We start from the raw sequence: 22,806 nt of genomic DNA on the forward strand, positions 1-22,806 counted from the left end.
CCTCGTCGGCCGCCGCCGTCCGGCATCCGGACCCCGTAGTACCACCCCTCGGTACTACGGGGTCCTCTGCTTATCCTGGCGACCATGCTGACCATCACCCAGGCCCTCCACGACCAGATCGTCGCCCACGCCCGCAAGGACCACCCCGACGAGGCATGCGGAGTCGTCGCGGGCCCGGCGGGCTCGGACCGCCCGGAGCGGTTCGTCCCGATGCTGAACGCGGCCATGTCGCCCACGTTCTACGAGTTCGACTCCGGCGACCTGCTCAAGCTGTACCGCGAGCTGGACGACCGCGACGAGGAACCCGTCGTCATCTACCACTCCCACACCGCGACCGAGGCCTACCCCTCCCGCACGGACGTCTCCTACGCGGGTGAACCCGGCGCCCACTACGTCCTCGTCTCCACCGCCGACACCGACGGCAACGGCCCTTTCCAGTTCCGCTCGTTCCGCATCGTGGACGGCGAGATCACCGAGGAAGACGTCACGGTCGTCGCGTCATACTGACTGAGTACGGCCCGAGTTGAGCCGTACGCAGCCCAACTCACCCAGTCGGAGACGGTGTTGACGCAAGCACGGCGCCCCACGATCGAGGATGTCGCCCGCCGGGCCGGAGTGTCCAGGACGACGGTGTCGAGGGTCCTCAACGGAGCGCCGAGAGTCCGCGCCGAGGTGATCGACAAGGTCCGCGAGGTGATCGCGGACCTCGGGTACGTCCCGAACCAGGCCGCCCGCCAGCTCGTCACCCGGCGCACCGGCGCGGTCGCCGTGGTGGCCACCCAGCCGCAGGACCGCCTGTTCATGGACCCCTTCTTCGACTGCCTCCTGCGCGGGATCCGCCGCGAACTCACCCGGCACGGCGCCCAGGCCGTCCTGCTGTTCCTCGACGAGCCCGACGACCACGCGCGCGTCGCCGACTACCTCGGCGGCGGCCACGTCGACGGCGCGATCCTGTTCTCCCTGCGCCCCGACGACCACCTCGGCGCCCTCATCGCCCGCACCGGCCTGCCCGCCGTCTTCGGGGGCCGCTCGCGCGCGGGCGCCGACGACACCGCGTACGTCCATGTCGACTGCGACAACCGCGACGGCGCCCGGCAGGCGGTCACCCACCTGCGCGCGCTCGGCCGCACCCGTATCGCCACCGTCACCGGCCCCTACGACCAGGAGCCCTCCGCCGACGACCGCCTCGCCGGGTACCGCGACGTCCTCCCCGGCGCCGACCCCGCGCTCACCGAACGCGCGGACTACACCGAGCACGGCGCGGCCCTCGCCATGCACACGCTCCTCGACCGGCGCCCCGACCTCGACGCGGTCTTCGCCGCCTCCGACCTGATGGCCGCCGGCGCCCTCCAGACCCTCCACGAACGGGGCCGCCGCGTCCCCGAGGACGTCGCCGTCGTCGGCTTCGACGACCTCACGCAGATCGCCGAGGCCACGGTCCCGCCCCTGACGACCGTCCACCAGGACGTCGAGGGGATGGGCCGGCTGATGGCGGAGCTGCTGTGCGGGGCGGTGTACGAGGGGAGGACCGGGGGGTCGGTGGTGGTGCCGACGAGGCTGGTGGTGCGGCAGTCGGCGTAGTACCCGGGTACATCTCAGGTACTGGTCGTAATCCGTCCGCCATGTGGAAGCGTCTTCCCGAAGGCCGGACGGGAATCGATACGATGAGCCCATGGTTGTGAACGACGTGAGCACGAGGACGCCGGGCGAGCTGCTCGTGGCGCGGCTGCACGTCGACCTGTGCAGGTGCGCCGCCGCCATCTGACGCCGGCCCTGCCCGGCGCCGTAGTCCTCAGGGACTAGGCGCCTCACTCGCACGTCCCAGCGCCGCCCACCTTCCGACAGGAGCCCTGAGCCATGGCCATCGAGGTCCGCATCCCCACCATCCTCCGCCAGTACACCGACGGTGCGAAGGCCGTCGAGGGCGCCGGGGAGACCCTCGCCGACCTGTTCTCCGACCTGGAGACGCGGCACTCCGGCATCCAGGCCCGCATCGTGGACGAGGGCAAGCTGCGCCGCTTCGTCAACGTCTACCTCAACGACGAGGACGTCCGCTTCGTCGACGGCATCAACACCAAGCTGGCCGACGGCGACACGGTGACGATCCTGCCGGCCGTCGCCGGCGGCATGGCCTGATACCGGTATGCGCTACGACTCTCCGCTGGCCGCGGTGGGCAACACCCCCCTGGTGCGCCTGCCGCGGCTGTCGCCGTCCCCCGAGGTCTCGATCTGGGCCAAGCTGGAGGACCGCAACCCCACCGGCTCCGTCAAGGACCGCCCCGCGCTGCACATGATCGAGCGGGCGGAGAAGGACGGACGCCTCACCCCCGGCTGCACGATCCTGGAGCCGACCAGCGGCAACACCGGCATCTCGCTGGCGATGGCGGCCCGCCTCAAGGGCTACCGCATGGTGTGCGTGATGCCCGAGAACACCTCCCAGGAACGCCGCGAGCTGCTCGCGATGTGGGGCGCCGAGATCATCCCGTCCCCGGCGGCCGGCGGCTCCAACACCGCCGTACGCGTGGCGAAGGAACTCGCCGCCGAGCACCCCGACTGGGTGATGCTGTACCAGTACGGGAACCCCGACAACGCGGGCGCCCACTACGCCACGACCGGCCCCGAGATTCTTGCGGACCTCCCCTCGATCACCCACTTCGTCGCCGGACTCGGCACGACGGGCACCCTGATGGGCGTCGGCCGCTACCTGCGCGAGCACAAGCCGGACGTACGGATCGTCGCCGCCGAGCCGCGCTACGACGACCTCGTCTACGGGCTGCGCAACCTCGACGAGGGCTTCGTGCCCGAGCTGTACGACGCCTCCGTCCTCACCACCCGCTTCTCCGTCGGCTCGGCGGACGCGGTCACTCGTACTCGCGAGCTACTCCAGCAGGAGGGCATCTTCGCCGGGGTCTCCACCGGCGCGGCTCTGCACGCCGCGATCGGCGTCGGCAAGAAGGCCGTGGCCGCGGGGGAGTCCGCCGACATCGCCTTCGTCGTCGCGGACGGCGGGTGGAAGTACCTCTCGACGGGGGTGTACACGGCGGCGACGACCGAGGAAGCGATCGAGACGTTGCAGGGTCAACTCTGGGCGTAGTACCCGTAGTACTTCAGGTCAGGTGCCGGACCTGGTCCCACAGGACCGGGTCCACCACCCCCACCCGGTGCCGCAGATCCCCCACCGGTACGTCGAGCAGCTCGTCGGTCTCCAGGAAACTCGCCCGGCCCCCCGCGTCCCCCACGGCGCCGGGCGGCAGCGGAATCACCCCCGACCGCTCGTCGCGGAACTTCCCGCTGATCCGCGCGACCGTGACGTACCCCGCGCGCACGCTCAGCACCAGGAAACGGCGATCGTCCGCCACCCAGATCTCCGCCGGCCGCGGATCGGCGTCCGTACGGGAGCGCGCCGGACGGCGGGGCGGGCGGCCCGAGCGGCCCCAGCCGTCGACGAGCGTGGCGACCAGCGCGAGCAGCACCACCGCCGCGAGCGCCAGCCACCAGGACGTGTCCATGAGGACGACGGTACCGGCGCGCGCGATCCGCCGCGCGCCCTCTCGCGATCCCCACGCGCCCCACTTCCAGCCGAACCGGTGACACCGCAGGTGAGTTCGCCCACAACGGCCCCTGGCAACGGAGCGAAGGGGGGTTTTGCGCCTTACGCTCTACGGACCGCACGACCCCCGACGCCCGTTCCCACGCACTCCTCGGGCCCGGTCCACCCGGCACTCCCGGCCTTCCGGATCCTTCGCGAGGCCCGGCCGCGCCGGCACCACCCGGCACCGCCGGTGGCATCCGGTCCCCCGGCGCCATCGACGACCGCCGGTGTCCCCTTCGGTTCCCGCCAGCGGAGGTTTCTGCATCATGAAGCTCACCGTCGTCGGCTGCTCGGGGTCGTTCCCGTCCGCGGATTCGGCCTGTTCGAGCTACCTCGTCGAGGCCGACGGCTTCCGGCTGCTTCTCGACATGGGCAACGGCGCCCTGGGCGAGTTGCAGCGCCACTGCGGTCTCTACGACCTCGACGCGATCTTCCTGACTCATCTGCACGCCGACCACTGCATCGACATGTGCGCCTACTTCGTGGCGCGCTACTACCGCCACGACGGCGGCCGTTGCGACCCCATCCCGGTCTACGGCCCCGAAGGCACCGAACACCGGCTGACCACGGCGTACGCGGACACTCCGTCGGCCTCCTCGATGAGCGAGGTCTTCGACTTCCACACGGTCAAGCCGTCCACCTTCGACATCGGCCCCTTCACGGTCCACACCGAACGCGTCGCCCACCCGGTCGAGGCGTACGGCATCCGCGTGGAGCACGGCGGCAAGGCGCTCGCCTACTCCGGGGACACCGGTGTCACGCCCGTGCTCGACGAACTCGCCCAGGGCGCCGACCTGTTCCTGTGCGAGGCCGCCTTCACGCACGGCAAGGAGGACATCCCCGACCTGCACCTCAACGGCCGGGAGGCGGGTGAGACGGCCACCAGGGCGGGCGTCCGCCGCCTCGTCCTCACCCACATCCCCCCGTGGACCGACCCCCAGATCAACCTGGCCGACGCGCGCGCGACGTACGACGGTCCGGTGGAACTGGCGGCGGCGAGGACGTCGTACGAGATCTGAGTACTACGGGTATGACGGGTACGAACACGAAGGCACCCGGGGCAGTTCAGGGCCCCGGGTGCCTTCGTGTCCCTCTCAGGTATTACCCCTTGGTCAGATCCGCTTCTTCCGGCTCACGTCCCGGCGTCGGCAGGTTCCACCTCGTGATCGCGAAGCGGAAGACGACGTAGTAGACGGCGCCGAAGCACAACCCCACCAGCACCAGTCCCCACGGGTTCGTCGCGATGCCGAGGTTGAGGCCGAAGTCGATCACGCCGGCCGAGAAGCCGAAGCCGTCCTTCATGCCGAGTGCCCAGGTCAGCGCCATGGAGACGCCGGTCAGCAGCGCGTGGATCGCGAACAGGACCGGCGCGATGAACATGAACGTGAACTCGATCGGCTCGGTGACGCCCGTGACGAACGACGTCAGCGCGAGCGAGAACATCATGCCGCCGACGGCCGTGCGGCGCTCGGGACGGGCACAGTGCACGATCGCCAGGCACGCGGCCGGCAGCGCGAACATCATGATCGGGAAGAAGCCGGTCATGAACTGCCCGGCGCTCGGGTCCCCGGCGAGGAAGCGCGCGATGTCACCGCTCTTGCCGTGGTATTCGCCGGCCTGGAACCACGGGAACGAGTTGAGGAGGTGGTGCATGCCGATCGGGATCAGCGCGCGGTTCATCACACCGAAGATCCCGGCGCCGACCGCGCCCGAACCCACCAGCCACTCACCGAAGTTGTGCAGCCCCGTGCCCAACACCGGCCATATGTAACCGAAGACGACGCCGATCAGCAGACCCGCGAACGCGGACAGGATCGGGACGAGCCGCCGGCCGCCGAAGAAGCCTGCCCAGTCCGGGAGTTTGGTGCGGTAGAAGCGCTGGTAGAGCAGCGCCACGACGAGCCCCATCACGACCCCGCCGAGCACCTTCGCGTCGACGGGCGCGTCCACCATGACGACCTTGCCGTCGACGGCCGTCGCGACCTTCGGGAGGTTCTTGTCGGTGAACGTGCCGAGCACGTTCTTGAAGACGAGGTAGCCGACGACCGCGGCGAGCGCCGTCGAGCCGTCCGACTTCTTCGCGAACCCGATCGCGACGCCGACCGCGAACAGCAGCGCCATGTTGTCGAGGATCGCGCCGCCGCCGGCCGCCATGAAGGAGGCGATCTTCGTCAGGAAGCCGGGGAAGTTCGGGCGGCCGAGCATGTCGGCGTTGCCCAGGCGCACCAGCAGCGCGGCGGCGGGCAGCACCGCGACGGGCAGCATCAGGCTGCGGCCGATGCGCTGGAGGACGGCCATCACGGCCGTCCCCTTCCGGGCTTGTTTCTCGGCTGCGGGAGCGGCGCCGGCCGTGCTCATAGAGGGGTTCCTTCAGGGGGTGGGGAGGACGCGAAAAAGGTCTACACCAGTGTGTGGTGTAGACCTTTTGTAGCACGGGGGAGAGGCCGGAGTTAAGCCCCCTGTTAAGGCGCCCGCGATCACGCTTTGGTGACGTCCTCCCGCTCCTCCTCCGGCTCCCGGCCGGGTGTCTTCAGATCGAACCGGGTGATCGCGAACCGGAAGATCACGTAGTAAACGATTGCGAAACACAGCCCGATCGGGATGATCGCCCACGGTCTCGTCGCCAGGTTCCAGTTGATGACGTAGTCGATGAGCCCCGCCGAGAAACTGAACCCGTCGTGCACCCCGAGCCCCCACGTCACCGCCATCGAGACGCCGGTCAGCACCGCGTGCACCGCGTACAGCGCGGGCGCGATGAACAGGAACGAGTACTCGATCGGCTCCGTGATGCCGGTGATGAACGACGTCAGCGCGACCGACAGCATGAGACCGCCGACTTCCTTGCGGCGCCCGGGTTTCGCCGTGTGCGCGATCGCAAGTGCCGCCGCCGGCAGGGCGAACATCATGATGGGGAAGAACCCGGTCGTGAACAGCCCCGCGTGCGGGTCCCCTTGGAGGAACATGTTGATGTCGCCGTGCACGACCGTGCCGTCCGGCTTCGTGTACGACCCGAACTGGAACCAGATCGGCACGTTCAGGAACTGGTGCAACCCCACCACCAGCAAAGCCCTGTTGGCGATCCCGAACACCCCGGCGCCCCACGCGCCGAGGCCGTTGAGCCAGTCGCTGAAGTTCTCCAGACCGTCACCGATCGGCGGCCACACCCACAGGCACAGCGCGGCGAACACGATCGCGGCGAACGACATCAGGATCGGCACCAGCCGCCGCCCGTTGAAGAACCCCAGCCAGTCCACCAGCTTCGTACGGTGGAACCGCACCCACAGGTACGCGGCGAGCAGCCCGATCACGATGCCGCCGAACACCCCCGGGTTCTGGTAGCTGAACGCGGTCACCGTCCCGTCGGCGCCCTGACAACCCGTAGCAACCGTTTTCGCACCGTCCACGCAATCCTTCGGGAACTGGCGCAGCACGTTGTAGTAGACGAGGAACCCGGCGAGCGCCGCCAGCGCCGTCGACCCGTCCGACTTCTTCGCCATGCCGATCGCGACGCCGACGCAGAACAGCAGCGGCAGCCCCAGCGAGCCGTCCAGCAGCGCGCCGCCCGCGCCCGCCATCACCTTCGAGACGTTCGTCCAGCCCAGCCCGTCGTCCCCGAACATGTCCGGCTGGCCCAGCCGGTTGAGGATTCCGGCGGCGGGCAGCACGGCGATGGGGAGCTGGAGGCTGCGGCCCATCTTCTGGAGGCCCTGGAAGAGGGCGCCCCAGCGGACGCGGGCCGGGGTCACTGCACTGTCGGCACTCATGGATTGGCGACCGCCCGTCAGGTGGTGTAGACCAGTTCTCGACGATTGGGATGCTGTGACGCCATCTTTCGGTACCCACGGCACAATCGCTCGCGAAGTTGGGCCAACTGTGCATGAGGAGACCGACATGGCCACCAAGGCAGAGAAGATCGTCGCCGGGCTCGGGGGCATCGACAACATCGAAGAGGTCGAGGGCTGCATCACCCGGCTGCGCACCGAGGTAGCCGACCCCGGTCTCGTCGACGAGGCCGCGCTCAAGGCCGCCGGCGCGCACGGCGTCGTCAAGATGGGGACGGCCGTACAGGTCGTCATCGGCACGGACGCGGACCCGATCGCGAGCGAGATCGAGGACATGATGTAGCTCTCGGGTACTAGAGCTCTACATCGCAGGGGCTACTCCCACGGCGGGAGCAGCCCCTTTCCGTCGTACGGATAGGGTCGTCCCCATGTCTCGAATCGACGGCCGCACCCCCGAACAGCTCCGCCCGGTCACCCTGGAACGTGGCTGGAGCAAGCACGCCGAGGGCTCCGTCCTCGTCTCCTTCGGCGACACCAAGGTCTTCTGCACGGCCTCCGTCACCGAAGGCGTTCCCCGCTGGCGCAAGGGCAGCGGCGAGGGCTGGGTCACCGCCGAGTACTCCATGCTCCCGCGCGCCACCAACACCCGCGGCGACCGCGAGTCCGTACGCGGCAGGATCGGCGGACGCACGCACGAGATCAGCCGCCTCATCGGCCGCTCGCTGCGCGCCGTCATCGACTACAAGGCGCTCGGCGAGAACACCATCGTCCTCGACTGCGACGTACTCCAGGCCGACGGCGGCACCCGTACCGCCGCCATCACCGGCGCGTACGTCGCCCTCGCCGACGCCGTCGCCTGGGCGCAGGGCCGCAAGCTGATCAAGGCGAACCGCCAGCCCATCACCGGCACCGTCTCCGCCGTCTCCGTCGGCATCGTCGGCGGCGTACCCCTCCTCGACCTCTGTTACGAGGAGGACGTCCGCGCCGACACCGACATGAACGTCGTCTGCACCGGCGACGGGCGCTTCGTCGAGGTCCAAGGCACCGCCGAGGCCGAGCCGTTCGCGCGCGACGAGCTCAACTCCCTGCTGGATCTGGCCGTTTCGGGCTGCACGGACCTCGCCGCGCTCCAGCGGGCCGCTCTGGAGCAGGCCCTGGAAAGGTAAAGAAAAAGCCAAGGAAAGCGGTACGGTGGAGCAACTGTGCCGCTTTTCCTCGCGTCTTGGGCAGTACAGAGGAGGCTTCCGACCGGAAGCTCCTGGGGACGGGGGCCCAGCGGTGCGAGCCGGGGCCTGACGAACGGGAGGAACCACCGCATGGCCGCGCTCCGCCGACGCCGAGGTCGCAGAACCGTCATCGCCGCAGCCGCCGCTGCGGTCGCCCTCACGATGGGGTTCACCACCACCGGCTGCGACGCCGTCAACAAGGCGCTCGACTGCGTCCAGACCGCCGAGACCGTCGCCGACAGCGTCACCGACCTCCAGCAGGCCGTCGAGAACGCCGCCACCGACCCCACCCAACTCGACGAATCCCTCGCGAGCATCGACAAGGACCTCAACACCCTCGGCGACAAGACGGACGACGCGGACGTCAACAAGGCCGTCGACGGCCTCCGCGAGGCGGTCACGAACGTCCGCAGCTCGGTGGACAGCGGGGACAGGACGCCGGACCTGAGCCCGCTGACGGATGCGGCGGGGGAGCTGACGAAGGTGTGTACGCCGTGAGGGGTAGGTCTTGAGTACGGGGGTGGGGCGGGCCGGGTGAGGTAGGGGACAGCGGCGCCGTGCCGTCCGTTACGCCGGTGACCTGCTCCCCGTACCCCTGAAGTCGTAGCCCCCGTAATACTGGGGGCCATGACCCGCCTGATCCTCGCCACCCGCAACGCCGGCAAAATCACCGAACTCCGCGCGATCCTCGCGGAGTCCGGGCTCCCGCACGAACTGGTCGGCGCCGATGCCTATCCCGACGTCCCCGACGTCAAGGAAACCGGCGTCACCTTCGCCGAGAACGCGCTCCTCAAGGCGCACGCCCTCGCCCGGGCGACCGGCCTCCCCGCAGTCGCCGACGACTCCGGCCTCTGCGTCGACGTCCTCAATGGCGCCCCCGGCATCTTCTCGGGCCGCTGGTCCGGCACCCACGGCGACGACCGCGCCAACCTGGACCTCCTCCTCGCCCAGATCTCCGACATCGGGGACGGACACCGGGGCGCCCACTTCGTCTGCGCGGCAGCCCTGGCCCTGCCCGACGGCACGGAACGGGTCGTGGAGGGCCACCTCCGAGGCACCCTCCGCCACACCCCCACCGGCACCAACGGCTTCGGCTACGACCCGATCCTCCAGCCGGACGGCGAGACCCGCACCTGCGCGGAACTGACGGCGGCGGAGAAGAACGCGATTAGTCACCGGGGGAAGGCGTTCAGGGAGTTGGTGCCGGTGGTGCGGGAGTTGTTGGGATGAGACAGGGGAAGGGCCGTCCTGGCGGACGGCCCTTCACAGTTGCGTGGGCCCGGTGGGACTCGAACCCACGACACACCGGACCTAAACCGGCGCCCTCTAGCCAGCTGGGGTACGGGCCCGCAATGCCTCCCTACTCTACTGGGCTCCCGGGGGCGATTGCCGCCGCCTTCCTCCTCGGCACCACGTACTCGTGACCGCATGGCAGTTGGGACACAACAACCGCAGATTCTCCCGCCGGTCGTCGCTCCAGTCCCCGCTGATGTGATCGACCTCCAGGGTCATGGGCTTGCCGAGCCACTCGGGACCGACGCCGCACCTGTCGCAGGCTTCGGGTACGCCCGCTTCCCGGAGGGCGCGGCGCAGCAGGGGAGTATGCGTCCGGCGTTTTCCGTGGTGCTGGACCAGGATTTCCTCGGCGGACTTGGCTGTTGAACTCGGACGGCCTCTCTGGTGAGCCTGTCCCAGGAAGTGCGAGGTGTCGAGTTGCTCCTCCACGATCCACTGCTGGAAGAGCGCGCGGCACCGACCGTTGTTGGGTTTGCCCAGTGCGCGAAGAGCGCTCGCTCGGGAGATCGCCCCTGCGACTGCCCGGCGTAGTTCTTCGGACGTGGGCCGGGGATAGGCATGTCCCCTCCGTCGACGGGGGAAGTGCGAGACATCGATGCCGAAGTCCTCGAAACGCTTGTACAGGTGTCGATGCAGGTTCCGGTAGGGCTTCGCTCCGAAGAAGGCGACGACCTCATGGATGTCGGAGCAGCAAGCAGCTGCTTCGAGCAGACGCTCTCTGGTGTACTGAATGCCGCTCATGAGACCCGCCTACTGCTACGACCGCGATAACTGTCTGTCGTCGAGTGGCAGTTGGGACACAGGAACCGCAGGTTCTCGATGCGGTTGTTCCGCCAGCTGCCGTCGATGTGATCGACCTCCAGGGGCAGCGGCTCACCGAGCCACACGCCCTCGATGCCGCACAGAGCGCACCGCTCCTCCACGCCGACCTGGCGCATCAGGCGCCTCAAGCGGCCGCTGGGGATCCGACGGGCGTGGGCCGACTGATCTTTGACGAGGATCTCCTCGGGAGTTCGGCGGGCCCTGCCTCGTTCCGTCGGCGTCCGGAAATGCGAGGTGTCGATGCCGTACGCCTTGATCTTGCGGCTGATGTGCGTGTGATGACCGCCGACCATCTCCAGTCCGAGGTTTCGAAGCACGTCACACATGTTCGTCGACGCTGCCACCACGGGCTCCAGGACTTCCCTCGTCCACTTCACCCCGCCCCGCTGGAAGTGGGAGACATCGACACCCAGCTTCCGCATCCGGTCGTGTATGTACCGCCGTATCGAACTCCCCGTCCCCACCCCCAACCGCTCACAAGCCTCGGACAACGTCCGAGCCCCCCTCGCGGCCTCCTCCAGCCGCTCCTTGGTGTACGCACTCCGTCCCACAAGACCCCTCCGTCCAGGCTCACTTGCTCGTGACTCGAACGTATTAACGAACGGCGGCCCGGACGGTTACGCGGGAAATGTAAATCGGCCCGCACCCGGGAAACCCCGGACGCGGGCCGTGCGGTGGGTGGGGACCCGTCAGATACCCAGGTCCTTTATGATCTTCGCCACGTGGCCCGTCGCCTTGACGTTGTACAGGGCCCGTTCCACGTTGCCGGACTCGTCGACGACGATCGTGGAGCGGATGACGCCGACGACGGTCTTGCCGTAGAGCTTCTTCTCGCCGTAAGCCCCGTACGCCTCTAGTACTGCCTTGTCGGGGTCCGCGAGGAGGGTCACCCGGAGGGACTCCTTCTCGCGGAACTTGGCGAGTTTCTCGGGCTTGTCGGGGGAGATGCCGAGGACGTCGTAGCCGGCGTCGGCCAGGAGGGACAGGTTGTCGGTGAAGTCGCAGGCCTGCTTCGTGCAGCCGGGAGTCAGGGCCGCCGGGTAGAAGTAGACGATGACCTTGCGGCCCTTGTGGTCCGCAAGGGACACCTCGTTGCCGTCGGCGTCGGAGAGGGTGAACGCGGGGGCCGGTTCGCCGGGCTGGAGTCGCTCGCTCATCCGGCCAGCGTAGCCGGGCGCGCGACAACGGCGGCCCCTGCCCGTGCGCCGGGCGGAGAAGCTGACAGACTGTGCGGAACAACGCATCAGCAGACTTCGGAGGCCGTACGGTGGCGGACACTGCGGACACGCCGGACACGAGAACCCCGGCCCAGATCGAGGCGGACATCAAGCGCCGCCGCGAGACGCTGGCCGAGACGCTCGACGAGATCGGTGTACGGGTGCACCCCAAGACGATCGTCGGGGACGCCAAGGCCAAGGTCGTCGCCAACGTCGACCACACGCTCGGACGCGCGTACGTCCAGGTGAACCGGGTCGTGAGCGACGTCACGGCGAAGTTCACGGACGACGACGGCGCCCCCCGCGTCGAACGCATCGTCCCCGTAGCTCTCCTGGCGGTCGGCGTCGTCGGCCTCCTGGTCCTCGGCACCCGGCGCCGTAAGGGCTAACCCCAGAGAGCTACGGCACCGCCGGAGGCAGGTAGGTTCGAGGCGTGAGCGGCAACAGTAACGAGCGCGGTACCCAGCACGACAAGCTTCCGATCCGGATGCTGCACGACCGGGTGCTGGTACGGCAGGACAGCGGCGAGGGCGAGCGGCGTTCCGGCGGCGGGATCCTGATCCCGGCGACGGCGGCGGTGGGCCGGCGGCTGGCCTGGGCGGAGGTCGTGGCGGTCGGGCAGAACGTCCGGACGGTGGAGCCGGGCGACCGGGTCCTGTACGACCCCGAGGACCGCGCCGAGGTCGAGGTGCGGGGCGCGACGTACGTACTGATGCGCGAGCGCGACCTGCACGCGGTCGCCGCGGACCGCTTCGAGGGGTCGGAGGACTCCACGGGGCTGTACCTGTAGTACTCAAGCGGTAGGGGGCCGGTGACCATCGTCACCGGCCCCCTTTGCCGTTCCTTTGCTAGCGTGGAAAATACCCGACGAGACGCGCCGTACCGGGCGACCAGCAGCACCTTCGGAAAAGACGACGCACCCCCGTATCGAGTACCGACTCCGGAGGTGCCGTCATGGCATGGATAGCGCTCATTCTCGCCGGTCTGATCGAGGTCGCCTGGTCGATCGGCATGAAGTACACCGACGGCTTCACCCGCCCCGTCCCCAGCCTGCTCACCGGCGCCGGCATCGTCACCAGCATGGTCCTGCTGTCGTACGCGGTCCGCACGCTCCCCGTCGGCACCGCGTACGGCGTGTGGGTGGGGATCGGCGCGGCGGGTGCGGCGGTCGTCGGGATGGCCGCGCTGGGCGAGCCCACGACGGCGGCCCGGATCTTCTTCGTCTGCCTGCTGCTGACAGCAGTGGTGGGGCTCAAGGCCACCTCCGGCCACTGAGCCCCACCTGGTCCCTCTGAGGTACTAGAGCTCTAGTACCCGTCGGCGGCCCCTACGTCCCGGGCGTCGTCCCTCCGTTGGTCCCGCCCGACGCCGGTCCCACCGACGTCCCGGTCCCGCCGGAGGTATCCCCGCCCGACGCCCCCGCGGAGGTATCGCCCCCCGTCGTACCCGTAGTACCCCCGCCGGAGGTATCACCCCCGGTGGCACCCGTGGACGTATCCCCACCCGTAGTACCCGTAGTACCCCCGGTGGAGGCGCCTCCCGTAGCACCCGTAGCACCTCCGGTGGGCCCGCCCTGAGTGGCCCCACCCTGAGCAGCACCCTGGTTCTGCCCCTGGGCGTCACCCCCGTCGGCGCCACCGTCGGTCGGCGTACCCCCGTCCTCCGGCCCGGTGCTCTCCGTGTCCGACGGCGTCGGCGGCACGTCCTGCACCACGTCCGCCCCCTCCTGGAGCTGGAGGTCGAACTCGGAGGACGGCGTGCCCTTGAGCGCGTCCTTCATGAACTGCGCCCAGATCTCGGTGGGCGCGCCACCGCCGTTGATGCGGGGCAGCCCCATCGCGTTGTACAGCGACTTGTGCGCGGCGGTCTCCGGGTCCTGGCCCATGACGGCGACGACGGTTGCGAGGTCGGGCGTGTAGCCGGCGAACCAGGCGGCCTGGTCCTCCTCGGCGGTGCCGGTCTTGCCCGCGGCGGGCCGGCCGACGGCCTGCGCGGCGGTCGCGGTCCCGTTCTCGACGACGCTCTGGAGGACCGCGGTGGTGGTGTCGGCGGCCTCGCGGCTGACGGCCTGGGACGACTTCTGGACGGGCAGCTCGATGGTGGTCTTGCCGTCCTTGGTGATCTTGTCGATCAGGGTGTACGTGCCGTGCTTGCCGTGGTTCGCGAGGGTGGCGTACGACTCGGCCATGTCGAGGACGCTGCCGGTGGCGACGCCGAGGGCGATCGAGGGTGACGCGGTTAGCTCTGGAGTACTACTCGGCAGACCGAGCGCGATCGCGGTCTCCTTGACCTTGTCGGAGCCGACGTCCACGGCCATCTGCGCGTACACCGAGTTGATCGACTTGTCGGTGGCGGTGCGGACGGTGACGTTGCCGTAGTTGACGTCGTCCTCGTTGGCGGGCGCGTAGGTGCCGCCGTTCCAGCCCTGCACGGGGCGCTTGTTGGTGCCGTCGTACACCGTGTTCGGCGTGATGAGACGGCCGTCCTGCGTCTCGGACTTGTTGTCGACGGCCGAGGTGAAGACGAACGGCTTGAACGTGGAGCCGACCTGGAAGTCCTGGCGGGTCGCGTTGTTCGTGTACTGCTTGACGTAGTCGATGCCGCCGTACATCGCGAGGACCTTGCCGGTCTTGGGGTCGACGGCGGCGCCGCCCGCGCGGACGTAGTTGTCGACCTTGTTCTTCTTCTTGTCGAGCTTGTCCATCAGGTTGTCGTTGACGGACTTCACGAAGGCGTCCTGCTTGGCCTTCTCCAGCGTGGTGGTGATGCGGTAGCCGCCGCCGTCGAGCTGCTCCTCGGTGAGGATCTTGTTGTCCTTGAGGTAGTCCTTGATGGCGGTGACGATGTACCCGCGCTGCCCGGACATGCCGGTCGAGGCGCCGCTGGACTCCAGCGGGGTCGGGAACTTCATCCCGGTCCGCTTCGACTGCTCCAGCCAGCCCTTCTTGACCATGCCGTCGAGGACGTAGTTCCAGCGGGCCAGGGCCGCTGCCTTGTTCTCGGGGTGCGCGATGACGTCGTACTCGCTGGGCGCGTTGAGCAGCGCGGCGAGGTAGGCGCCCTGGCCGGGGGTGAGGGCGGTCGCGTCGACGCCGTAGTACGCCTGGGCGGCGGCCTGGATGCCGTACGCGTTACGCCCGAAGTATGACGTGTTCAGGTAGCCCTCAAGGATCTTGTCCTTGCTCTGCTCCTGGTCCAGCTTGATGGAGATGAAGAACTCCTTCACCTTGCGGGAGACGGTCTGCTCCTGCGCGAGGTAGTAGTTCTTCACGTACTGCTGGGTGATGGTCGAGCCGGACTGCTTGCCCTTGCCCATCGCGGTGTTGACGCCGGCGCGGAGCATCGCCTTGGGGTCGATCGCGGACTCGGTGTAGAAGTCGCGGTCCTCGGCGGCGAGTACGGCGTGCTGCGCGTCCTTGGAGATCTGCGCGAGGGTGACGTTCTCGCGGTTGACCTCGCCGTCGCGGGCGATCTCGGTGCCGTCCGCGTAGAGGTACAGGTTCGACTGCTTGGTGGCGAGCGCGTTGGCCGGCGGGATCTTGACCATCGAGTAGCCGAGGTAGAAGACGCCGACGAGCGCGAGGACACCGACGATGAAGGTGCCGAGCACTATCCGCCAGGTAGGGATGATCCGCCGCCACCCGGTGCGCTTGGGCCGCTTGGCCTTCTTGCTGCCGTCCTCAGGGGCGTCCGGGACGCCCGTGGCGTCGCCGATGGGCTCTCTCGGCGCCCACCCCTGGGCCGGTCGCTGCGGCTGCGGCTCGTCGCTCATGTATTGCTCGGACTCCTGTGCGTGCCTGGTGCTCTGGCGTGTGTCTCGTGATTCTCGCGCGGCGAGCTGTGACTCGTGCGGGATGTGGTGCTCGCGGGTTGTGCAACCCGTTACTGCTCGTTACTGCTCGGCGGACCCGAGGGCCTCGGCGGGCTCGCCGTACTCGATTTTCGCGCGCCTCTGGTTTGAAGACTCTCGCACCATGCGAACCGTTCCCGGCAATCGGCACGCGTTGGCGCGGAAAACGCGTGGCACGCGGTCATTCCCGCCCACTAGGCTCCTGCGCTTCGGTGTCGTGCGACGAATGTCACGTCGCGCGGGGGCGTCCCGGGGACGTCCCGGGGGCGTCCCGGGGACGCCTCGGACGAGGAGGAGGGCGCTCGCGGTGGGTCCGGCGCGGTTGTACGTGACTGTTGCGGCGGGGAGTTTCCGACGGTACGCGACGTACCGGGTGGCGACGGCCGCGGGGGTCTTCACCAATACGGTCTTCGGCCTGATCCTGGTCTATACCTATCTCGCCCTGTGGGACGAACGTCCGCATCTCGGCGGGTACGACCAGGCGGAGGCGGTGACGTACGTCTGGCTCGGCCAGGCCCTGTTCGCGACGCTCGCGCTCCAGAGCGGCGGCATGGAGGCCGACCTCATGGAGCGCATCCGCTCCGGTGACATCGCCGTCGACCTGTACCGGCCGGTCGACCTCCAACTCTGGTGGCTGGCCGCCGACTTGGGCCGCGCGGCGTTCCAGCTGATCGGCCGGGGCGTGATCCCGTTCGCGATCGGCACGCTGCTCTTCCCGACGGCGCTGCCCACCGACCCCCTGCGCTGGCTGGCCTTCCTGATCGCGCTGGTCCTGGCGGCGCTGGTCAGTTTCGGGATCCGCTTCCTGGTCGCCCTCACCGGCTTCTGGCTCCTGGACGGCACCGGCGCGCTCCAGGTGATGATGATCACCGGCCTGTTCTGCTCGGGCATGACGCTCCCGCTGAACGCCTTCCCCGGCGCCCTCGGCGACGTCGTCAAGGCCCTCCCGTGGGCCGCCCAGCTCCAGATGCCGGCCGACCTGCTGATGGGTAAGACCTCAGTACTACACGTGTACGTCTTCCAGGCGGCCTGGGCCGTGGTCCTCCTCGCGGCCGGGCGCTTCCTGGTGACGGTCGCGACCCGCAGGGTGGTGGTCCAGGGTGGCTGATCTCCATCAGAAGGACGACAGGGACGACGGGGACGATGGGTACGGGGGGTATGACGGGTACGGGGGGTACGACACCGTCGCGCCCGCGGGCAGCCGGCTCGCGGAGGGCCTGCGCGCCTACCGCATGATCGCCGGCATGTGGATCCGCTCCACCCTCGCCTACCGCGCCTCGTTCGCGATGTCCCTGCTCGCCGGCCTGCTCCTGAACGGCCTCGACTTCGTCGGCATCGTCCTGATGTTCTCGCAGGTCGACTCCCTCGGCGGCTACACCCTCCCCGAGGTCGCCTTCCTGTACGGCCTCGCGGCCACGTCGTTCGGCATCGCGGACCTCGCGATCGGTTCGGTGGCCCGCCTCGGCCAGCGCGTGCGCGACGGCTCCCTCGACACCCTCCTCGTACGGCCCGCCCCGGTGCTCGCGCAGGTCGCGGCCGACCGCTTCGCGCTGCGCCGGCTCAGCCGGATCACCCAGGGCGCGCTGATTCTTGTGTACGCGCTTACTGCGCTCGACATCCACTGGACCCCGGAGAAGGTGCTCCTCGTGCCGGTGACCGTGCTGTCCGGCGGGGCGATCTTCTCGGCGGTGTTCGTCGCGGGCGGCGCGTTCCAGTTCATCGCGGAGGACGCGTCCGAGGTGCAGTCGGCGTTCACCTACGGCGGGGGGACGATGCTCCAGTACCCGCCGACCGTGTTCGCGAAGGAACTGGTGCGCGGGGTGACGTTCGTCTTCCCGCTCGCGTTCGTCAACTGGGTGCCCGCGTCCTACGTGTTGGGGCGCGCGTACCCCCTGGACCTCCCCCAAGGCACCGCGTGGGCACCGCCGTTGGTCGCCGCGCTGTGCTGCGCGCTCGCGGGGCTCGTGTGGCGGGCGGGCGTCAGGTCGTACCGGAGCACAGGGAGCTGAACCGTGGCCGAATTCATCCAAGTCGACGCCCTGGAAAAGGTGTTCGACGTCCGTAGGAAAACCGGCTTCCTGAAGCGCGAGCGCTCCCAGGTGCGCGCCGTGGACTCGCTCTCCTTCACCGTCGCGCGCGGCGAGATGGTCGGGTACATCGGCCCGAACGGCGCCGGGAAGTCGACGACCATCAAGATGCTGACCGGCATCCTCACCCCGAGCGGCGGCCGGCTGCGGGTCGCCGGCATCGACCCCTCCCGCGAACGCACGCGCCTCGCCCACCGGATCGGCGTCGTCTTCGGGCAGCGTACGACCCTGTGGTGGGACCTCCCGCTCATCGACTCCTACCGGCTGATGCACCGCATGTACCGCATCCCGGACGCCCGTTACGCCGAGAACCTCGACCGCCTCGTCCAACTCCTCGACCTCGGCGACCTGTTGGACCGCCCGGTGCGCCAACTCTCCCTCGGCCAGCGGATGCGCGGCGACATCGCGGCGGCCCTCCTGCACGACCCCGACGTCCTCTACCTCGACGAGCCGACCATCGGCCTCGACGTCGTCTCCAAGGCCAAGGTCCGTGACTTCCTGCGGGAGTTGAACACCGAACGCGGCACGACGGTCCTGCTCACCACCCACGACCTCCAGGACATCGAGCAGTTGTGCAAGCGGGTGATGGTCATCGACCACGGCCGCATGATGTACGACGGCCCGCTCGCCGGCCTGCACGAGGCGGGCGAGAGCGAACGCGTCCTCGTCGTCGACCTGGAGCGCGAACTCCCGCCCATCGACGTGGGCCCCTCCGCCCGCGTCGTACGCGTCGACGGCGTACGCCAGTGGCTCGCGTTCCCGGCGTCCGCGTCGGCGGCGCCGCTGGTCGCGCGGATCGCGGCGGAGTACCCGCTGGTGGACCTGTCGGTGCGGGAGCCGGACATCGAGGCGGTCATCGCGAAGATGTACGCCGACAGAGCTACCGCATAGTGTCGTACCCCGGTTCCTCGTAGGCTGGCCGTATGACCGACAACGCTCCGGAACTGCGCGCATCGGACGCCGACCGCGAACGGGTCGCGGAGATCCTGCGGGACGCCCTCGCAGAGGGCCGGCTCGACATGGAGGAGTTCGAGGAACGGCTGGAGACGACCTACAAGGCGCGTACGTACGGCGAGTTGGCGCCGATCACCCGTGACCTGCCCGCGCCCGGCGGTGTGCCGCAGGCGCCGGTGAACCTCTTCAAGGAGCCGCCGTCCGACGGGAGTTGGACAGGGAGGGTGGTCGGTGGCGTTGATACGTCGCCGAGTTGGGCCGTCGCCGTCATGGGCGGGTTCCAGCGCAAGGGGCGGTGGACCGTGCCCCGGCGGATGAACTGCGTCGCCTTCTGGGGCGGCGGCGAGATCGACCTGCGCGAGGCCGACTTCTCCGCCGGGGAGGTCGAGATCAACTGCGTCGCGATCATGGGCGGGATCGACGTCCTCGTGCCTCCCGGCGTCGAGATCGTGTCCAAGGGGATCGGGGTCATGGGCGACTTCAGCCACCGCGAGAGCGGGGTGCCGGCCGGGCCCGGCGCGCCGCGCGTGGTGATCACCGGGTTCGCGTTCTGGGGTGGCGTCAACATCGAGCGCAAGCGGACGCGGGCCGCGCTGAAGCAGGAGAAGGAGGACCGGCGGGAGGAGCGGCGCCGGCTCAGGGAGGAGCGGAGGGGGGAGCGGCACCGGATGCTGGAGGGGCATCGCGATGTGCTGGGGGATCTGATGGGGGAGTCCCGTAAGCGCCGGGAGGATCACCCGCGCGAGTGAACGCGGGGGTGGTGGGAACCATCGGGGACGCCTCTCCCGTTCCAGGAGCAAGAAGGACAATGGGGAGGAGATCGCCGACCGGGTGGAGCTTATGGAACGCAGGGAAGTGGAGACGGGGGGCGCTGGGCGCTTGGGCGCGGGGGCGCCGGGTGCGGGTGCGGGTGGTGCCGAGGGTGAGGGGAGCGTGGGCGTGGAGGGTGCCGGGCGGGGTGGGGGCGTGGGGTCCGGGGGCGCGAGCTCGCAGGGTGCCGCTGGGGGTGCCGCTCCGTCGTACCGCACGATGACCGCGTTCACCGCTGCCGATGAGGAGCGGCGGCGTGGGGTGCGGCGGATGAAGCTCACCGCCACCGGGCTGTTGCTCTTCGTGGCCGTCGTGTACGTGCTGGCGAAGTGGGCCTCCCACGCGGGCGCGGGCACCTGGGCCGGGTACGTGGCCGCCGCCGCCGAGGCCGGCATGGTGGGCGCGCTCGCCGACTGGTTCGCCGTGACCGCCCTCTTCCGGCACCCCATGGGCCTGCCCATCCCGCACACGGCGATCATCCCGACCAAGAAGGACGCCCTCGGCGTGTCCCTGGGCGAGTTCGTCGGCGAGAACTTCCTCTCCGAGGACGTCGTACGGCAGCGCCTGCGCTCCGTCGGGATCGGCAGCCGCCTCGGTGCCTGGCTCGCCGAGCCGCAGAACGCCGACCGGGTCACCGCGGAGCTGGCGACCGCCCTGCGCGGCGCGCTCGCCGTCCTGCGCGACTCCGACGTCCAGGCCGTCGTCGGCGAGGCCATCACCCGGCGCGCGGACGCGCAGGAGATCGCGCCCGGCATCGGCAAGATGCTGGAGAAGGTCGTCGCGGACGGCGGACACAAGCGCGCCGTCGACCTGGTCGTGGCGCGTGCGCACGACTGGCTCGTGCTGCACAGCGACTCCGTGATGGACGCCGTCGAGGGCGGGGCGCCCGGCTGGACGCCCCGGTTCGTCGACAAGCGGATCGGTGAGCGCGTCTACAAGGAGCTGCTCCGGTTCGTCATCGAGATGCGGGACATGCCCTCGCACCCCGCGCGCGGCGCCCTCGACCGGTTCCTCTCCGACTTCGCTGCCGACCTCCAGTCCGACACGGACACCCGCGCGCGGGTCGAGCGCCTCAAGACCGAGGTTCTCGGGCGGGGCGAGGTGCAGGACCTCATCGCGTCCGCGTGGACCGCCGTCCGCTCGATGATCGTCGCAGCGGCCGAGGACGAGCGCAGTGAGCTGCGGCTGCGGGTGCGGGCCGCGTTGCTGTCGCTGGGCGCGCGGATGGCCGCCGAGCCGTCCGTCCAGGGGAAGGTGGACGGGTGGGTCGAGGGGGCGGCCGTGCATGTGGTGACGACGTACCGGAAGGAGATCACGTCGCTGATCACGGACACGGTGGCCGGGTGGGACGCGGAGCACACGACTCGGAAGATCGAGGCGCATATCGGGCGGGATCTGCAGTTCATCCGGATCAATGGGACGGTGGTGGGGGCGTTGGCGGGGGTGCTGATTTATACGGTGTCTCGGGCTTTGGGAGCCTGAGGGGGCGCGGGGGTTACTGGGGGCGGCGGTGGGGGCGGTGGGGCTGGGACTCGGGCGGGGTCTGCTGGGGGTGGGCCTGGGGCTGGAGCTCGCGGTTCCTGTTGCGGCGGCGTAGGAGGAGGAAGCCGGCGGCGAGGGTGGTGATGCCGGTGGCCGCTGCCCAGGGGGCGAGGTCGGTGGGGCCGGTGGCGGCGAGGTCTTGGGTCTTGGGGTGGTCGGCGGTGGGGTTCGTGCCGGTGCCGGTGCCGGTGCCGGTGCTGGTGCTGGTGCTGGCGTCGGCGTTCGGGCCGGGGGCGCCGCTCGCGCCGGGGGCAGGGTTCGTGGCGCCCGCTCCGGTTCCGGCGCCCGCTCCCGCGAGCCGCTGGTCCCGCGTCGCCTTGTCCCGGGTGAACGCCAGTGTCCCGAACCCCAGTTGGTCGTACCCGCCGCTGTTGGGGCCGTAGTCCCCGCCGCCGCCCTCGGGCGCGGACTTCGCGGCGACCCGGGTGACGTACGAGGCGTCGAGGCCGCGCCGCTTGGTGTAGTGGTTCGCGATCATCGCCCACACAGGACGGGTCATGTTCGGGTCCACGGACGCCGCGGCGGACGCGGTCTCCCGCCCGGACCAGCCGCCGATCGCGCCCTTGCGGCGGGTGTTGGGCGTGTACGGGACCTGCTCGCCCAGGCACCACTTCGCGACGTACTGCGCACCCTTCAGGAAACGGCTGTCGTCGTACCCGTACAGGTCGATGCCCTGGTTCCACGCCATCTCGCAGACCGTGCCCATCAGCCCGATCCCCAGCAGGGTGTGCCCCTGGTCGCGGCCGGCCTCCAGCCACTCGGCGAGGCCGTCCTCGCGCACGACGGGGATCGCGTTGCGCACCGCGCCGAGGCCGTCGCCGTTCTTGAAGTAGTCGACGGCGCGGGCGACTTGGGCCCTGTCGTCGCAGAAGATGCCGGTCGCCAGGACGCACGCGAGGGCGGTCAGGTCCCAGTTGGGCCAGTAGTTGGTGACGACCGCGTTGTTGTGGTGGAGCAGGAAGCTGTCGCTGATCGGCGCGAAGACCTCCATGAGCATCGTGCGGAAGCGGTCCAGCTTGAAGTCCGGGTGGTCGCGGACCAGTTCTGCGGCGTTCGCGGCCTGGTAGCCGTACAGGCCCGCCGCGAGGAATCGGTCGGCGGAGCCCTGGAGCGAAGTCAGCTTGCCGGACCAGGAGTTGAGGATCTTCACGGCGGTGTCGGCGTGCGCTTCGTCGCCGCTCACGTGGTACCGCAGGCCGTTCTGGTACGCCGCGTGCAGGTCGTTGTAGAGGATCGTGTAGTTCTGCGGGCTGCCCGCGCCCCGGTACACCGTCTGCTGGGGGCGGGGGTTCCAGCCGGTCTGCGCGTGGCGGTTGGCGGTGAGCTTTGCGTAACCGGCCGTGTACGGCGCCGAGTTGGCCTTCACCTTCGTGGCCATGCGGGTGAGGTCGGCGGCGGTGTGGAGGAGGCCGGGGTGGGCGTAGGCGGTGGGGGCGGCTGCGGCGGTTGTCGTCGGGAGGGCGAGGGCTGAGGCGGCTCCTGTGAGGGCGGTGGTCTTGAGGAGGGTGCGTCGGGTGAGGTGCATGTGGTGGAGACGGGGTGGGGGTGGGGGCGATAACGAAAAGTGGGGTAACCGGTTGCAGGGGTTTTCTGCCGTGGGGTCTCGGAGGGGGTGTCGCCATGGCGAG

25 protein-coding genes, 1 tRNA gene and 1 riboswitch are annotated in these 22,806 nt (G+C 69.6%); of the genes, 17 read left to right on the forward strand and 9 right to left on the reverse strand.

Going from position 1 to position 22,806, the window contains the following annotated elements; genetic code table 11:
* The first annotated feature begins 84 nt into the window (after positions 1–84).
* From J8M50_RS08520 to J8M50_RS08535, 4 genes are all read left to right on the forward strand, one after another.
* On the forward strand, positions 85–507 hold the full coding sequence (locus tag J8M50_RS08520) for a M67 family metallopeptidase (RefSeq protein WP_010356288.1): 423 nt from the start codon (positions 85–87) through the stop codon (positions 505–507).
* A gap of 54 nt (positions 508–561) precedes the next feature.
* Positions 562–1,581, forward strand: a complete 1,020-nt coding sequence (locus J8M50_RS08525) for a LacI family DNA-binding transcriptional regulator (RefSeq protein WP_050369629.1) — start codon at positions 562–564, stop codon at positions 1,579–1,581.
* 276 nt (positions 1,582–1,857) lie between these two features.
* Positions 1,858–2,136 (forward strand): MoaD/ThiS family protein, encoded by a 279-nt coding sequence (locus tag J8M50_RS08530; RefSeq protein WP_010356291.1) that lies wholly within the window; start codon positions 1,858–1,860, stop codon positions 2,134–2,136.
* A 7-nt stretch (positions 2,137–2,143) separates the two neighbouring features.
* Entirely contained in the window at positions 2,144–3,094 is a 951-nt protein-coding gene (locus J8M50_RS08535) for a PLP-dependent cysteine synthase family protein (protein WP_010356292.1), read from the forward strand.
* A 13-nt stretch (positions 3,095–3,107) separates the two neighbouring features.
* On the opposite strand, the gene J8M50_RS08540 is transcribed toward J8M50_RS08535, so the two are convergent.
* A complete protein-coding gene (locus tag J8M50_RS08540; protein ID WP_010356293.1) occupies positions 3,108–3,509 on the reverse strand; it encodes a hypothetical protein in 402 nt (133 codons plus the stop codon).
* A gap of 349 nt (positions 3,510–3,858) precedes the next feature.
* Here J8M50_RS08540 and J8M50_RS08545 point away from each other — a divergent pair, with 349 nt between their 5' ends.
* Positions 3,859–4,611: an MBL fold metallo-hydrolase gene (locus J8M50_RS08545; protein ID WP_010356295.1), complete on the forward strand. Its 753-nt coding sequence runs from the start codon at positions 3,859–3,861 to the stop codon at positions 4,609–4,611.
* A gap of 82 nt (positions 4,612–4,693) precedes the next feature.
* Here J8M50_RS08545 and J8M50_RS08550 read toward each other — a convergent pair whose 3' ends face one another.
* Entirely contained in the window at positions 4,694–5,950 is a 1,257-nt protein-coding gene (locus J8M50_RS08550) for a PTS transporter subunit EIIC (RefSeq protein ID WP_010356296.1), read from the reverse strand.
* A 119-nt stretch (positions 5,951–6,069) separates the two neighbouring features.
* Positions 6,070–7,356, reverse strand: coding sequence for a PTS transporter subunit EIIC (locus J8M50_RS08555; RefSeq protein ID WP_029184198.1), 1,287 nt, complete (start codon positions 7,354–7,356; stop codon positions 6,070–6,072).
* 127 nt (positions 7,357–7,483) lie between these two features.
* Here J8M50_RS08555 and J8M50_RS08560 point away from each other — a divergent pair, with 127 nt between their 5' ends.
* From J8M50_RS08560 to rdgB, 4 genes are all read left to right on the forward strand, one after another.
* The gene (locus J8M50_RS08560; protein ID WP_010356298.1) at positions 7,484–7,717 is read left to right on the forward strand and encodes a PTS sugar transporter subunit IIB; all 234 of its coding nucleotides are present in this window, start codon (positions 7,484–7,486) and stop codon (positions 7,715–7,717) included.
* A gap of 85 nt (positions 7,718–7,802) precedes the next feature.
* On the forward strand, positions 7,803–8,540 hold the full coding sequence (gene rph / locus J8M50_RS08565; RefSeq protein WP_010356299.1) for a ribonuclease PH: 738 nt from the start codon (positions 7,803–7,805) through the stop codon (positions 8,538–8,540).
* A gap of 150 nt (positions 8,541–8,690) precedes the next feature.
* Positions 8,691–9,098, forward strand: coding sequence for a hypothetical protein (locus tag J8M50_RS08570; RefSeq protein ID WP_010356300.1), 408 nt, complete (start codon positions 8,691–8,693; stop codon positions 9,096–9,098).
* A gap of 129 nt (positions 9,099–9,227) precedes the next feature.
* Positions 9,228–9,830 carry an RdgB/HAM1 family non-canonical purine NTP pyrophosphatase gene (rdgB, locus tag J8M50_RS08575; protein WP_010356301.1) on the forward strand — a complete coding sequence of 201 codons (603 nt, stop codon included), beginning with the start codon at positions 9,228–9,230 and terminating at the stop codon, positions 9,828–9,830.
* 44 nt (positions 9,831–9,874) lie between these two features.
* Here rdgB and J8M50_RS08580 read toward each other — a convergent pair.
* From J8M50_RS08580 to bcp, 4 genes are all read right to left on the reverse strand, one after another.
* Positions 9,875–9,949, reverse strand: a tRNA-Leu gene (locus tag J8M50_RS08580).
* A 16-nt stretch (positions 9,950–9,965) separates the two neighbouring features.
* Entirely contained in the window at positions 9,966–10,637 is a 672-nt protein-coding gene (locus tag J8M50_RS08585; protein WP_075661587.1) for an HNH endonuclease signature motif containing protein, read from the reverse strand.
* On the reverse strand, positions 10,634–11,269 hold the full coding sequence (locus J8M50_RS08590; protein WP_010356302.1) for an HNH endonuclease signature motif containing protein: 636 nt from the start codon (positions 11,267–11,269) through the stop codon (positions 10,634–10,636). The genes J8M50_RS08585 and J8M50_RS08590 overlap by 4 nt, the downstream gene beginning before the upstream one ends.
* Positions 11,270–11,407: 138 nt before the next feature.
* The gene (bcp, locus tag J8M50_RS08595; RefSeq protein WP_010356303.1) at positions 11,408–11,875 is read right to left on the reverse strand and encodes a thioredoxin-dependent thiol peroxidase; all 468 of its coding nucleotides are present in this window, start codon (positions 11,873–11,875) and stop codon (positions 11,408–11,410) included.
* Positions 11,876–11,985: 110 nt separating this feature from the next.
* Between bcp and J8M50_RS08600 the strand changes: the two genes are divergently transcribed.
* The 3 genes from J8M50_RS08600 to J8M50_RS08610 all read left to right on the forward strand — a co-directional run bounded on the left by J8M50_RS08600 (position 11,986) and on the right by J8M50_RS08610 (position 13,210).
* Positions 11,986–12,324, forward strand: a complete 339-nt coding sequence (locus J8M50_RS08600) for a DUF3618 domain-containing protein (protein WP_010356304.1) — start codon at positions 11,986–11,988, stop codon at positions 12,322–12,324.
* A gap of 98 nt (positions 12,325–12,422) precedes the next feature.
* Complete coding sequence (locus J8M50_RS08605; RefSeq protein WP_086014039.1) at positions 12,423–12,725, forward strand: GroES family chaperonin; 303 nt, start codon at positions 12,423–12,425, stop codon at positions 12,723–12,725.
* A gap of 49 nt (positions 12,726–12,774) precedes the next feature.
* A riboswitch (guanidine-III (ykkC-III) riboswitch) is annotated at positions 12,775–12,856 on the forward strand.
* Between the two features lie 33 nt (positions 12,857–12,889).
* Positions 12,890–13,210: a DMT family transporter gene (locus J8M50_RS08610; RefSeq protein ID WP_010356306.1), complete on the forward strand. Its 321-nt coding sequence runs from the start codon at positions 12,890–12,892 to the stop codon at positions 13,208–13,210.
* A gap of 52 nt (positions 13,211–13,262) precedes the next feature.
* Here the strand turns inward: J8M50_RS08610 and J8M50_RS08615 are convergent, their stop codons facing one another.
* On the reverse strand, positions 13,263–15,707 hold the full coding sequence (locus J8M50_RS08615) for a transglycosylase domain-containing protein (RefSeq protein ID WP_010356307.1): 2,445 nt from the start codon (positions 15,705–15,707) through the stop codon (positions 13,263–13,265).
* A gap of 385 nt (positions 15,708–16,092) precedes the next feature.
* On the opposite strand from J8M50_RS08615, the gene J8M50_RS08620 reads away from it, so the two are divergent.
* The 5 genes from J8M50_RS08620 to J8M50_RS08640 all read left to right on the forward strand — a co-directional run bounded on the left by J8M50_RS08620 (position 16,093) and on the right by J8M50_RS08640 (position 21,118).
* Entirely contained in the window at positions 16,093–16,893 is an 801-nt protein-coding gene (locus J8M50_RS08620; protein WP_010356308.1) for an ABC transporter permease, read from the forward strand.
* 124 nt (positions 16,894–17,017) lie between these two features.
* The gene (locus J8M50_RS08625; protein WP_100216831.1) at positions 17,018–17,794 is read left to right on the forward strand and encodes an ABC transporter permease; all 777 of its coding nucleotides are present in this window, start codon (positions 17,018–17,020) and stop codon (positions 17,792–17,794) included.
* Positions 17,795–17,797: 3 nt separating this feature from the next.
* Entirely contained in the window at positions 17,798–18,763 is a 966-nt protein-coding gene (locus J8M50_RS08630) for an ABC transporter ATP-binding protein (protein WP_010356310.1), read from the forward strand.
* Between the two features lie 32 nt (positions 18,764–18,795).
* Complete coding sequence (locus J8M50_RS08635) at positions 18,796–19,575, forward strand: DUF1707 SHOCT-like domain-containing protein (protein WP_010356311.1); 780 nt, start codon at positions 18,796–18,798, stop codon at positions 19,573–19,575.
* A 280-nt stretch (positions 19,576–19,855) separates the two neighbouring features.
* Entirely contained in the window at positions 19,856–21,118 is a 1,263-nt protein-coding gene (locus tag J8M50_RS08640) for a DUF445 domain-containing protein (RefSeq protein ID WP_040837326.1), read from the forward strand.
* Between the two features lie 13 nt (positions 21,119–21,131).
* Here the strand turns inward: J8M50_RS08640 and J8M50_RS08645 are convergent, their stop codons facing one another.
* Positions 21,132–22,703, reverse strand: coding sequence for an alginate lyase family protein (locus J8M50_RS08645; protein WP_010356313.1), 1,572 nt, complete (start codon positions 22,701–22,703; stop codon positions 21,132–21,134).
* Positions 22,704–22,806 lie beyond the last annotated feature (103 nt).

Origin of the sequence: Streptomyces acidiscabies (assembly GCF_020010905.1) — a bacterium.
GTDB lineage: Bacteria > Actinomycetota > Actinomycetes > Streptomycetales > Streptomycetaceae > Streptomyces > Streptomyces acidiscabies.

Coding starts and splice junctions, on each gene's coding strand:
- J8M50_RS08560 (WP_010356298.1), top strand. CDS start 7,484: ATGGCCACCAAGGCAGAGAAGATCGTCGCCGGGCTCGGGGGCATCGAC.
- rdgB (WP_010356301.1), top strand. CDS start 9,228: ATGACCCGCCTGATCCTCGCCACCCGCAACGCCGGCAAAATCACCGAA.
- J8M50_RS08640 (WP_040837326.1), top strand. CDS start 19,856: ATGACCGCGTTCACCGCTGCCGATGAGGAGCGGCGGCGTGGGGTGCGG.
- J8M50_RS08545 (WP_010356295.1), top strand. CDS start 3,859: ATGAAGCTCACCGTCGTCGGCTGCTCGGGGTCGTTCCCGTCCGCGGAT.
- J8M50_RS08530 (WP_010356291.1), top strand. CDS start 1,858: ATGGCCATCGAGGTCCGCATCCCCACCATCCTCCGCCAGTACACCGAC.
- J8M50_RS08605 (WP_086014039.1), top strand. CDS start 12,423: ATGCTGCACGACCGGGTGCTGGTACGGCAGGACAGCGGCGAGGGCGAG.
- rph (WP_010356299.1), top strand. CDS start 7,803: ATGTCTCGAATCGACGGCCGCACCCCCGAACAGCTCCGCCCGGTCACC.
- J8M50_RS08535 (WP_010356292.1), top strand. CDS start 2,144: ATGCGCTACGACTCTCCGCTGGCCGCGGTGGGCAACACCCCCCTGGTG.
- J8M50_RS08625 (WP_100216831.1), top strand. CDS start 17,018: ATGATCGCCGGCATGTGGATCCGCTCCACCCTCGCCTACCGCGCCTCG.
- J8M50_RS08555 (WP_029184198.1), bottom strand. CDS start 7,356: ATGAGTGCCGACAGTGCAGTGACCCCGGCCCGCGTCCGCTGGGGCGCC.
- J8M50_RS08570 (WP_010356300.1), top strand. CDS start 8,691: ATGGCCGCGCTCCGCCGACGCCGAGGTCGCAGAACCGTCATCGCCGCA.
- bcp (WP_010356303.1), bottom strand. CDS start 11,875: ATGAGCGAGCGACTCCAGCCCGGCGAACCGGCCCCCGCGTTCACCCTC.
- J8M50_RS08585 (WP_075661587.1), bottom strand. CDS start 10,637: ATGAGCGGCATTCAGTACACCAGAGAGCGTCTGCTCGAAGCAGCTGCT.
- J8M50_RS08520 (WP_010356288.1), top strand. CDS start 85: ATGCTGACCATCACCCAGGCCCTCCACGACCAGATCGTCGCCCACGCC.
- J8M50_RS08635 (WP_010356311.1), top strand. CDS start 18,796: ATGACCGACAACGCTCCGGAACTGCGCGCATCGGACGCCGACCGCGAA.
- J8M50_RS08550 (WP_010356296.1), bottom strand. CDS start 5,950: ATGAGCACGGCCGGCGCCGCTCCCGCAGCCGAGAAACAAGCCCGGAAG.
- J8M50_RS08645 (WP_010356313.1), bottom strand. CDS start 22,703: ATGCACCTCACCCGACGCACCCTCCTCAAGACCACCGCCCTCACAGGA.
- J8M50_RS08540 (WP_010356293.1), bottom strand. CDS start 3,509: ATGGACACGTCCTGGTGGCTGGCGCTCGCGGCGGTGGTGCTGCTCGCG.
- J8M50_RS08615 (WP_010356307.1), bottom strand. CDS start 15,707: ATGAGCGACGAGCCGCAGCCGCAGCGACCGGCCCAGGGGTGGGCGCCG.
- J8M50_RS08610 (WP_010356306.1), top strand. CDS start 12,890: ATGGCATGGATAGCGCTCATTCTCGCCGGTCTGATCGAGGTCGCCTGG.